We start from the raw sequence: 11,223 nt of genomic DNA on the forward strand, positions 1-11,223 counted from the left end.
CCGCATGAAGGAGTTATGCATGAAAACCATGAAAAGCAAACTAGCAGTTGCATTGATGGCTGCAGGTCTTAGCTTTAGCGCAGCAGCGGCAGACATTAAAGTGGCGTATGACGCAGACCCTGTGTCACTAGACCCACATGAGCAGTTGTCTGGCGGCACAATGCAGCTATCTCACATGGTATTTGATCCATTGATTCGCTTTACTCAAGATATGGATTTTGAACCTCGCTTGGCTGAATCTTGGGAGCGTGTTGATAACGAGACTATTCGTTTCAAACTGCGCCAAGGTGTTAAATTCCACTCTGGTAACGACCTAACTGCAGATGACGTAGTATGGACGTTCAACCGTCTAAAAGAGTCACCAGATTTTAAAGGCATCTTCGCACCACTTGTTTCTTTGAACAAAGTTGATGACTTCACGTTCGACATTAAGACTGATGGCACTTACCCACTAGTTGAAAACGTAGCAACTTACATCTTCCCAATGGACAGCAAGTTCTACTCAGGCACAACAGCTGACGGTAAAGACAAAGCAGAAATCGTTAAGCACGGTAACTCGTTCGCTTCAACTAACCAATCTGGTACGGGTCCATTCGTTGTTAAGTCTCGTGAGCAAGGTGTTCAAGTGCAGTTCGAGCGTTTCGACAGCTACTGGGATACAGAGAGCAAAGGTAACGTTGAGAACCTAACTCTAGTGCCAATCAAAGAGTCTGCGACACGTGTTGCTGCACTTCTATCTGGTGGCGTTGACATGATCGCTCCAGTATCTCCAAACGACTACACGCGTATTCAGAAAGCGAACGACATCGAGCTTTACACTATGCCTGGTACTCGTGTAATCACGTTCCAATTGAACCAAAACAGCAACCCTGCACTGAAAGACGTTCGCGTCCGTCAAGCGATCGTGTATGCGGTGAACAACGAAGGTATTGCTAAGCGTATCATGAAGGGTGCGGCTACAGCGGCAGCTCAGCAGAGCCCAGTTGGTTACGCAGGTTACAACGAAGACCTTAAGCCACGTTTCGATCTGAAAAAAGCGAAAGAGCTGATGAAAGAAGCGGGCTACGAAGATGGCTTCACGCTAACCATGATGGCGCCAAACAACCGTTACGTAAACGACGACAAGATTGCTCAAGCAACTGCAGCAATGCTGTCTAAGATTGGTATCAAGGTTGACCTGAAGACTATGCCTAAAGCGCAGTACTGGCCTGAGTTCGATAAGTGTGCAGCAGACATGCTAATGATCGGCTGGCACCCAGATACTGAGGACTCAGGTAACTTCACTGAGTTCCTAACTATGACGCGTAACGCTGAAACAGGTAAAGGTCAGTACAACTGTGGTCACTACTCTAACCCTGAAATCGACAAGTTGATTGAAGAGACCAACACAATGACAGACCTTGCTAAGCGTAGTGAGCTTCTGAAGCAAGTAGAAGCAACACTATACGACGAAGCAGCGTTTGTTCCTCTACACTGGCAAGATCCATCATGGGCTGCGAAGAGCAATGTTGAGATCGGTCCAATCGTTAACGGTATGAACTTCCCATACTTTGGCGACCTAGTGGTTAAATAAGTAGTTGTTAAGTAATAGAAGTTAACTTCATTACTTAAATACTCTCGCACCTAGTTATGCTTTTTTGGCTGTAGCTAGGTGCGAAATACGATTTTTGGTGCTTAACTTTGTTTCAGTCGGGTTGGGTACCATTTTTCAGACTGAAAGTTGCAGTCGGCTCTATTTATTTGCCGATTTTGCAGGCTGAAATCTACGGATAGAAAAGGGGCAAGGAATGTTTTCGTTTCTGGTCAAGCGCCTGTTTCAGGCACTGATAGTGATGTTTGTGATCAGTTTGGTAGCGTTTGCCATTCAGGATAATCTGGGTGACCCGCTGCGTGAGCTTGTCGGTCAATCTGTTTCGGAAGCGGAGCGCCAAGCGCTGCGTGATGAACTAGGCCTCAATGATCCCTTCATCGCTAAATACTCTCGTTTTGTGGGCGCAGCTCTACAAGGCGATTTAGGTACATCTTACTTCTTCAAGCGCCCTGCGGTTGAAGTGATTATGGATAAGCTCGTTGCCACCCTAGAGTTGGTATTCGGCGCCACGCTTATCATTATTGTACTTTCCATACCTTTAGGGGTTTACTCGGCAATACACCCTAAAAGTTTCTTTACTAAAGCCATCATGACCTTCAGTAGTGTCGGTATCTCGATTCCGGTCTTCTTAACCGCCATCATGCTGATGTATGTGTTCTCGATAGAACTCGGCTGGCTGCCTTCCTATGGGCGAGGTGAGACGGCGAATGTACTTGGGTGGGAATCAGGCTTCTTTACCATTGATGGTTTACGCCACTTGGTTCTGCCTTGTATTGCACTAGCATCCATCATGTTGCCGCTGTTCATCCGTTTGGTACGTTCTGAAATGCTTGAAGTACTGAGCTCGGAATACATCAAGTTCGGTAAAGCAAAAGGCCTAGCGCTCAATAAAATTTATTACCAACACGCGCTGAAAAATACCATGCTGCCAGTCCTAACTGTGGGCGGCGTTCAAATTGGTACCATGGTGGCATACACCATCCTTACGGAAACCGTATTCCAATGGCCGGGAACAGGCTTCCTATTCCTTGAAGCGATTAACCGTGTAGATACGCCACTTATCACGGCGTACGTTATCTTTGTTGGCCTAATTTTCGTGGTGACCAATACCATCGTTGACTTGCTGTACGGCATCATCAACCCAACGGTTAATCTAACGGGTAAAGGAGCATAATCATGAACCAATCAATTGCAGCTCCTTCTCGTTGGGAGCGTTTTAAACAGTCAGACTTCTTGTATCACTTCAAGCGCGACAAAGTTGCGATGACAAGTTTTGCAGTCTTCCTGATGTTCTTAGTGTTTGCTCTTGCGGCACCGCTTATTGCGCCAACAGACCCATACGATCTGACAACTATCGACATCATGGACTCTGAGTTGCCACCTTCTTGGATGGACGGTGGCGATGAGAACTTCGTGTTGGGTACCGATGAGCAAGGTCGTGATATTTTGTCGACCATTCTATACGGCTCACGCTTGTCACTGACGATCGGTTTCTTTGCCGTTGCGCTACAGCTGTTCTTAGGCATCGTCATCGGTTTGTCAGCCGGTTACTTTGGTGGCCGAGTGGATAGCTTCCTGATGCGTTTTGCCGACGTTCAGTTGTCGTTCTCAACCATGATGGTGGCGATCATCGTATCGGCCATTTTCAAAGCCAGCTTCGGTAGTGACTTCTATAGCCAATATGCCGTTATCATGCTGGTGGTGATCATCGGTGTGGCCGAGTGGCCACAATACGCGCGTACCATCCGTGCATCAGTATTAGCTGAAAAGAAGAAAGAGTACGTAGAAGCGGCACGCGTAATGGGTTTCAAAGCCCCACGTATCATGTTCCGCCATATCTTACCGAACTGTCTGTCGCCAATCTTGGTTATCTCAACCGTACAGGTGGCGAATGCAATCATGTCAGAAGCGGCGCTGTCGTTCCTAGGCTTAGGTCTACCGGTAGACCAACCGTCACTGGGTGCGTTAATCAGCATTGGCTTTAAGTACATCTTCTCGGGTGCATGGTGGATTACTGCCTTCCCAGGTATCGTGCTTGTTACACTGGTTCTGGTTATCAACTTGCTGGGTGACTGGCTACGTGATGTATTCAACCCTAAGATCTATAAAGGGTGATTGAGCCGATAGACTTTGCTTAAAAAATAGTCCTAAACTAGAGCCGTAATCACATTACGGCTCTTTTTTTGCATTCATTTTAGCAATCACTTTAGAACGAGAGTCTCTCGACGATTAATCGAATAGGTTTCAAGAGCATATGGAAAGAAGTAGGGCAGTAAAGCCACTCGTCACCTGTACCAAATTAATGGCCATTGCAGCATTTGCGCTACCGGTATGGCTGCCGTCCGTTCAAGCGCAAGAATTTCTATGTGATGCGACTCAAGCATCAACGAATGAGCTTCCTGTACTGGAAAAAAATTGCCCTATCGGCAAAGGGTTATGGGGCAACCAAAAGCCGAAACATAAACAAAGTACATTTTGGATTCAGTGTGGTTTGCTCAATAAGCCGCTATCGTTGGCTGACGCTAAATCTTTGTATAACGTTGTTTCAGGCGATGTCTGGAATAAGCCAGAAGACAAAGGTACGCGCTGTTTAATTGGCCCTTATCAAGACTATAAGCAAGCGGCTTCCGACCTAGTAAATGTTAGAAAGGTAAAAAGTTACGAAGAGGCCTTTATTCGTGAAGTCGCCAACAAATCGGCAGGTATGGCTAAAACGAGTCCAAAACCGGTTCAGCGTCAGCCAGAGAAACCCAACAAGGCTACATCGACAGCTGCCGCGGTGACTGCATCACCGATAGCCAGTTCGGCGGTTGAGGTTGATAAGGAAATGCCAAGCGAAGTGACTATTCGCCTAACAGCGGAAGTTGCAGGTGTGACGTTTAAAGTGCCGTATCTGATGTTTAGCGATGAGCAGTTTTACATGGAACACAACCTGCCTTGGAATCGCCTTAACTATAAGTCGGCAGGCGAGGTGTGTGCGGATATCGACATGATGTTGCCGACCGAAGCACAATGGCAACAGCTGTTAGATGCCAACATCATGAGCAAGAATAAATGGCCAATGCATTTGCCTTATTGGGGTAAAGACCGAAAAGCCTTATTTACTACTGGAAAAGTGAGCCAGCTTAAAGGAACCTCTCTGCTGAATGTCACTTGTGTAAAGTGATAGTTCGTTTGATGAAAAAGCCCGCAAATGCGGGCTTTTTTTTGTGGCTATTTCCAACCTAGATCTACTTCCATGATTGGTGACATCCCATCCTGTTCACCGCACATTTCGTCGTACGTGCTGCAATGAATGAGACTTGCCGAGTGGTAGTGACCCTCAATAAAGTGCGCTTTGGCATGTTTTAAGCCGGCAAACTTTAACGGTTGCTGGTTATCATCTTTGATCAGCTCTTTGTGGTTTCCCAATACTTGGTAACCGAGATAGATATCCCCTTCAAAAGATTCAATCAGTAATTTCATAACGGCCTCCTTGCTTAAAGTTTAATCAAATACGAACCAGTTCGAGAGAAAGTTCACCTGATTTGCAGCAAGGTCGCATCAAGTAGAGCGTGTACTTCGCGTTTACTAAGCTCAGAAAAAAGCATCGCTTGAGTATAAATTACTGATTGCCCATAATGTTATCAGTAACATGCAAATAACAACGACCAGCCTTTATGTCTCAAGCAAATAAGAAAAGCAGACCTACGTTAGAAGATGTCGCCAATTGTGTTGGTGTGACCAAGATGACGGTGTCGCGTTACATGCGAAACCCAGACTCGGTGGCGCAAAAGACTCGAGAGAAAATAGCCGCAGCGATAGAAGAACTGGGTTATATCGAAAACCGCGCTCCGGCCATGCTGTCGAAATCATCCAGCAAGGCGATTGGTATTTTGCTGCCTTCACTGTCTAACCAGATTTTTGCTTCTTTTGTTCAGGGTATTGAGGCGGTGACCAAAGCCAATGGCTACGAGACTTTACTTGCCCACTTTAGCTACGATGAGCTAGAGGAAGAACGCAAGATAGCATCGCTGCTGTCTTATCAGGTCGACGGCTTGATTCTGACCGAAAGTCACCACACCAAACGCACTTTGCAGATGATTAAGAACTCGGGTGTTCCTGTGGTGGAAACCATGGAAATGCCAAGCGACCCGATCGATATGGTGGTTGGCCTTGATCACGTGGATGCCTCGTATCAAGTCGTCAAACGTATGATTGAAGCTGGCAAACGCTCGATCGCTTACTTTGGTGCTCGCTTGGATACGCGTACTAAGCTGCGTATGCAAGGTTATGATCAAGCGATGCAAGAAGCAGGGCTGCAAGTCAAACATGTATTAACCGAGGCGCACTCTAGCTTTTCGCTCGCCGATGAACTGTTAGATATGGCGCTTCGCGACTATCCCGATTTAGATGGTGTGTTCTGTACCAATGATGATATTGCGATAGGCACCTTACTCAGTGCCCAAAAGCGGGGAATCAAGGTTCCGAGCCAGTTATCTGTCGTCGGTTACAATGCGCTAGATATTGGTCAAACGATCAGTCCTAGCTCACCAGTGTCGATACGCCACGTTTTGAAATCGGCGAGAAGAGTGCCGAGTTGCTGCTGTCAAAGCTAAAAGGTGAAGAGATCGAACAGCCGATTGTCGATATGGGCTATCGTATCTCTGAAGGTGAAAGTATCTAGGAAAGATGCCAGTTAAGGAAAAGGCGAAGCATGAGCTTCGCCTTTTTTGATTGAGTTTACCGCCACACTAAACGATAAAGCTCGCACCTTGCTCAGCACTAGAGACGCTTTGTCGCAAAACGCTAAATAGATTGCGGCCCCAAGTTTGTTGAGATATTTCGGTATCAAGCTCTAAAGCTTGACGTCCTGTGGTATCACTCAAGTTGTTCAACTCGCCCGATTGGCAATCTAAACGTAGAATATCACCATTACGCACCAGCCCGATCGCACCACCACGCAAGGCTTCAGGCGACAGATGAATTGCAGACGGGATTTTACCTGACGCGCCAGAGAGCCTGCCGTCCGTCACTAGTGCCACCTTAAAGCCCACCTTTTGCACATTGCCAAGAATCGGCATCAGCTTATGTAGCTCAGGCATGCCATTTGCGGCAGGGCCATTATGGGTGACCACTACGATGCAATCTTTGTTGAGCTCTCCGCGCTGGTAGGCAGCTTCCACTTCATGCTGACATTGGAATACGACCGCAGGGGCTTCAATCACACGTTGATCGTCTTTGACGGCTGAAACTTTCACTACCGCATTCCCCAAGTTACCGGTTAGGACACGAGTTCCCCCGTCGCTTGGAATACTTGCTCTGGCGCGGCAATCACTGAATCGTCTTGAGATTGTTCGCAACGAACCCACTCAAGCTGGCCTTGATTTAATGTTGGTAGGCTCATTTGATCTTCGAATTCACCAAATGCAGGAGAAACATCGCGGTGCAGTAGTCCGGACTGATCCAGTCTACGCATTAGGGCAGGCACACCACCAGCCTGTTGGAATGCGTTCATATCGGCTGGGCCATTCGGGTAAACACGTGCAAGCAGTGGAACGACTTCCGATAGCTCACTGATGTCTTGCCAAGTCAGAATGATGCCTGCGGCTCTCGCCACTGCCACCATGTGAATACTGTGGTTGGTGCTGCCGCCCGATGCCAGTAGCGCGATGATGCCGTTAATCAAGCTCTTCTCTGTCACTACTTCAGAGAGTGGACGGAAGTTGTTTGAACCTTGGTTCATTGAGGCAATCTTCAGTGCTGCGTCTTCGGTGAGGGATTTACGCAACTCGGAATGAGGGTGAACAAACGCCGAACCAGGCAGCATTAGGCCCATAGCCTCAAAGACTAATTGGTTAGTGTTGGCGGTGCCGTAGAAGGTGCAGGTGCCAGGTGAGTGATACGCGCGGCATTCCATATCGAGTAGGGCGTCTTTGCCTACTTCGCCTGCTGCGTACTTTTGTCTTACGTCGACTTTTTCTTCATTGCTGATGCCCGTTGCCATTAGGCCTGCTGGTACGAATGCAGTAGGCAGGTGACCATAGGTGAGCGCACCCATTAATTGCCCGGGTGCAATCTTGTCGCAAATACCCAGTAGCAAAGTGGAGTCAAACACGTTGTGGCTGAGTGAAAGCGCGGTTGCTTGAGCAATCAAGTCGCGAGAAAACAGCGACATATCCATGCCCGCTTGGCCTTGAGTCACGCCATCGCACATAGCCGGCACGCAGCCAGCCACTTGCGCCGTATGGCCGTAATGAGCTAACAGTTGCTTAATTTGATTCGGGTAATCTTGGTATGGCTGATGCGCGCTGAGCATGTCATTGTATGAGCTGATCAGTGCAACGTTTGATTGAGTCAGATCGAGAATAGATTTCTTCTCACTTGAACAAGAGGCGGCAACTGCGTGAGCTAGGTTACCACAAGACAAGCCCGCGCGGCCTTTACCCGCTTTGGCTTGAGCGTCAATACGTGCGAGATATTCAGACCGAGCCTCACGGCTGCGGTCAATCAACATTTGTGTGACCTCTAGAACTACCGAATGAGTCATCACGCTACCTCTTGCGATTGAGTCAGACCTGCCGCGGCGCGCTCTACGACTTCAGCAATGTCACCATCAATACTGACAATCAGAGTTTGCGGCTCGCCATCTGGGCGCTCAAGGGTTTCAAATTGGCTCTTGACCATGTTTTCTTTCATGAAGTGGCCTTTGCGCTGACGCATGCGTTCAAGGATCAGCTCTTGATCGCCATCGAGGAATAGGAAGGTCACGTTGTTGTTTCCTTCACGGATCTGGTCGCGGTATTTCTTCTTCAAGGCTGAACAAACAATGATGCCGTGTTCGTTTTTGCTCTCTAGGCTAAAGGCGGCATCGCGGATGCGCTCTAGCCAAGGCTTGCGGTCGTCATCGTTGAGCGGTTGCCCAGAAGACATCTTTTGAATGTTTGCCTTTGGATGAAGATCATCTCCATCAATGAATTTACGCTCGAGCTTCTTTGCCAGATGCTCACCAATGGTGCTTTTTCCGCATGCGCAGACGCCCATCACGATGACACTACTACCAGCCATAACCTATCCTCATAACAAATTTGCGCGTGATCCCAATTTTGGCATTCACTTAAAAATATGGGTTTATCTTATTAATGTTACCGGTAACATGTTACTGGTAACTTAGATAAATGTGAACTACAACACAAACAATAATTCTTAAAGGTGAACCCTATGGAGCAGTTAGCCCAAGCCTCTGACCCAACCTACTTATTGACGATTGCTGCCCTCGCGATAGCCGCGCTATTGGTATTAATCATTAAACTGAAAGTCCACGCATTTGCATCGCTTACTATCGTAAGTTTACTCACTGCAATCGCGACGGGCGTAACAACTGACCAAGTGGTACCAACCATGATGGGAGGGCTCGGAGGAACGCTTGCATCGGTTGCCTTGTTGGTTGGTCTTGGTGCCATGATCGGTAAAATTCTGGAAGTGACTGGCGGTGCAAAAGTACTGGCAGATACCTTAATAGGCCGCTTTGGTAAAGAGCGCGCACCATTAGCATTGGGTATTGCGTCTTTGATGTTTGGTTTCCCAATCTTCTTTGATGCAGGCCTTGTGGTGATGATGCCAATCATTCTAAGTGTCGCTGCGAGATTTGGCGGCTCACCAATCAAATATGCCTTACCTTCTGCGGGTGCGTTTGCGGTAATGCACGCCTTTGTACCACCACACCCAGGTCCTGTAGCGGCGGCTGACTTCCTTGGTGCGAACATTGGTCTTCTGCTCGTTGTGGGTATTCTTGTTGCTATCCCAACTTGGTATTTCGGCGCTTACCTTTACGGTTTGTATGCAGGTAAGAAGTTCGATATCCCACTGTCTAAAGCGTTCTTTAACTCAGACACTGTGGTTGATGAGTCGAAACTGCCGAAGTTTTCTACGGTAATGACCATCCTTGTATTGCCAGTTCTACTGATCTGTTTAGATACCGGTTTAAATACACTGGCAGTCGCGGGTGTGATTGACGGCGGTACTCCGTTGGTTGAGTTCCTGCGTATGCTTGGTAAAACACCAGTTGCTCTATTGATTACATTGATTGTCTGCTTGGCTGTGTTTGCCAAAGACTACGGCATGGCGAAGCTTGAGAAGCTGTGTGGCGACTCACTGGCTCCAATTTGTGGCGTTATTCTAGTAACGGGTGCAGGCGGCATGTTCGGTGGCGTGCTGCGCGCAAGTGGTATCGGTGATGCGCTGGCTGGCGTTCTGACTGATACGGGAATGCCAGTGGTTGTGGCTGCGTTTGTTATCTCAACCTGTTTACGTGTCGCGCAAGGTTCAGCTACCGTTGCACTAACGACGACCGCTGCTTTAATCGCGCCAGTGGTCTCAGCTACGACAGGCTTAAGCGAGCTGAATTTATGTTTCATCGTTATCGCGATTGCGGGCGGTGCTACGGTACTGTCGCACTTTAATGATTCAGGTTTCTGGCTAGTGTCTCGCTTGCTAGAAATGGATGAGAAGACAACATTGAAAACGTGGACAGTAATGGAAACATTGCTTGGCACCATCGCGTTTATTATTGTTGCTGTATTAAGTTTTATTCTTTAGAGGTTCTGGATGAAAACCATTGAACAACGATTAAGAGAGATCAAAATCGTCCCTGTTATTGCAATCAACGACGTTGCACACGCACTGCCTTTGGCGAAAGTGTTGGCGGAAAACGGTCTACCATGTGCGGAAGTGACCTTCCGAACAGAAGCGGCGGCGGAGTCGATTCGTGTTATGCGCGAAGCTTACCCGGAGCTTTTGATTGGTGCGGGCACGGTGCTGACGACGGAGCAAGTTGATATCGCCATTGAAGCAGGCGTGGATTTCATCGTTAGCCCGGGTCTAAACCCTACAACCGTGAAGTACTGTCAGCAGCGTGGCGTTGCGATTGTTCCGGGTGTGAACAACCCGAGTTTGGTTGAGCAAGCGATGGAACTTGGCCTAAAAACCCTGAAGTTCTTCCCAGCAGAGCCTTCTGGTGGTGTGCCGATGCTGAAGGCATTAACAGCCGTGTACCCTGTTAACTTCATGCCAACGGGTGGTGTGAGCCCAAGCAATGTTGAAGATTATCTTGCGCTTAAGTCGGTTGTCGCATGCGGCGGGACTTGGATGGTGCCAACTGCGATGATGGATGAAGGCAACTGGGAAGGCATTGCTGAACTGGTTCGTGTGATTAACTAAATCTCACTACTGCGGTGTATCACTAAGGCGATCAGCCTAGGTTGGTCGTCTTTATGAAAAGTATTACAGAAAAGGGGAAGTTTGAAATCGTTTGAAACAGTGTTCATTTTCTCAACCAAAGAATAAAATTGTAAGCTAGCTAGACGATGAACTGAGACTCCCCTCGGTCATTTGTAGTAGGAAGCAGATGATGAACCTAATTCAACGGTTGATATATCTACGGAAGCTAAACAAAATCAGGGAAGATATTAAGAAAAAGCGGAACAGGCAGCACAAGCAGGTTCAAGTGAAAGTTACACAGACAATTAGCTGAACGTTTTTCAAGTAGAAGGTCATTAACTCCGTTGATGGTCTTTTTTGATATCTAGCGAAAGTTGAACATCTAGAAGCTAGAATAGATTGCGTCAAAAAGTGAAAAGGGCTCTTTTCAAAGC

The 11,223-nt window shown here is 47.7% G+C and carries 8 protein-coding genes and 2 pseudogenes; 7 read left to right on the forward strand and 3 right to left on the reverse strand.

Features of this window, described 5'->3' with window-relative positions; translation table 11 throughout:
- Window positions 1-19 precede the first annotated feature (19 nt).
- The 4 genes from UA76_RS20550 (at window position 20) to UA76_RS20565 (ending at window position 4,757) form a co-directional block, all read left to right on the forward strand.
- The gene (locus UA76_RS20550; RefSeq protein WP_047049740.1) at window positions 20-1,573 is read left to right on the forward strand and encodes an ABC transporter substrate-binding protein; all 1,554 of its coding nucleotides are present in this window, start codon (window positions 20-22) and stop codon (window positions 1,571-1,573) included.
- 214 nt (window positions 1,574-1,787) lie between these two features.
- Window positions 1,788-2,765, forward strand: coding sequence for an ABC transporter permease (locus UA76_RS20555; RefSeq protein ID WP_047049741.1), 978 nt, complete (start codon window positions 1,788-1,790; stop codon window positions 2,763-2,765).
- 2 nt (window positions 2,766-2,767) lie between these two features.
- Window positions 2,768-3,706: an ABC transporter permease gene (locus UA76_RS20560; protein WP_047049742.1), complete on the forward strand. Its 939-nt coding sequence runs from the start codon at window positions 2,768-2,770 to the stop codon at window positions 3,704-3,706.
- Between the two features lie 139 nt (window positions 3,707-3,845).
- The gene (locus UA76_RS20565; RefSeq protein ID WP_052772124.1) at window positions 3,846-4,757 is read left to right on the forward strand and encodes an SPOR domain-containing protein; all 912 of its coding nucleotides are present in this window, start codon (window positions 3,846-3,848) and stop codon (window positions 4,755-4,757) included.
- 47 nt (window positions 4,758-4,804) lie between these two features.
- On the opposite strand, the gene UA76_RS20570 is transcribed toward UA76_RS20565, so the two are convergent.
- Window positions 4,805-5,056, reverse strand: coding sequence for a DUF6482 family protein (locus UA76_RS20570; RefSeq protein WP_047049744.1), 252 nt, complete (start codon window positions 5,054-5,056; stop codon window positions 4,805-4,807).
- A 194-nt stretch (window positions 5,057-5,250) separates the two neighbouring features.
- Between UA76_RS20570 and UA76_RS20575 the strand changes: the two are divergent.
- Window positions 5,251-6,257: pseudogene (locus UA76_RS20575) on the forward strand (LacI family DNA-binding transcriptional regulator).
- 67 nt (window positions 6,258-6,324) lie between these two features.
- On the opposite strand, the pseudogene edd reads toward UA76_RS20575, so the two are convergent.
- Window positions 6,325-8,120 (reverse strand): annotated as a pseudogene (gene edd, locus UA76_RS20580) (phosphogluconate dehydratase).
- Complete coding sequence (locus UA76_RS20585; protein WP_047049745.1) at window positions 8,120-8,638, reverse strand: gluconokinase; 519 nt, start codon at window positions 8,636-8,638, stop codon at window positions 8,120-8,122. The pseudogene edd and the gene UA76_RS20585 overlap by 1 nt, the downstream one beginning before the upstream one ends.
- A gap of 153 nt (window positions 8,639-8,791) precedes the next feature.
- Between UA76_RS20585 and UA76_RS20590 the strand changes: the two genes are divergently transcribed.
- Window positions 8,792-10,168, forward strand: coding sequence for a GntP family permease (locus UA76_RS20590; protein WP_047049746.1), 1,377 nt, complete (start codon window positions 8,792-8,794; stop codon window positions 10,166-10,168).
- A 9-nt stretch (window positions 10,169-10,177) separates the two neighbouring features.
- A complete protein-coding gene (locus UA76_RS20595; RefSeq protein WP_047049747.1) occupies window positions 10,178-10,789 on the forward strand; it encodes a bifunctional 4-hydroxy-2-oxoglutarate aldolase/2-dehydro-3-deoxy-phosphogluconate aldolase in 612 nt (203 codons plus the stop codon).
- Window positions 10,790-11,223: the final 434 nt, after the last annotated feature.

The organism is Vibrio mexicanus, assembly GCF_001012815.1.
Taxonomy (GTDB): domain Bacteria; phylum Pseudomonadota; class Gammaproteobacteria; order Enterobacterales; family Vibrionaceae; genus Vibrio; species Vibrio mexicanus.

Coding starts and splice junctions, on each gene's coding strand:
- UA76_RS20550 (WP_047049740.1), top strand. CDS start 20: ATGAAAACCATGAAAAGCAAACTAGCAGTTGCATTGATGGCTGCAGGT.
- UA76_RS20555 (WP_047049741.1), top strand. CDS start 1,788: ATGTTTTCGTTTCTGGTCAAGCGCCTGTTTCAGGCACTGATAGTGATG.
- UA76_RS20560 (WP_047049742.1), top strand. CDS start 2,768: ATGAACCAATCAATTGCAGCTCCTTCTCGTTGGGAGCGTTTTAAACAG.
- UA76_RS20565 (WP_052772124.1), top strand. CDS start 3,846: ATGGAAAGAAGTAGGGCAGTAAAGCCACTCGTCACCTGTACCAAATTA.
- UA76_RS20570 (WP_047049744.1), bottom strand. CDS start 5,056: ATGAAATTACTGATTGAATCTTTTGAAGGGGATATCTATCTCGGTTAC.
- UA76_RS20585 (WP_047049745.1), bottom strand. CDS start 8,638: ATGGCTGGTAGTAGTGTCATCGTGATGGGCGTCTGCGCATGCGGAAAA.
- UA76_RS20590 (WP_047049746.1), top strand. CDS start 8,792: ATGGAGCAGTTAGCCCAAGCCTCTGACCCAACCTACTTATTGACGATT.
- UA76_RS20595 (WP_047049747.1), top strand. CDS start 10,178: ATGAAAACCATTGAACAACGATTAAGAGAGATCAAAATCGTCCCTGTT.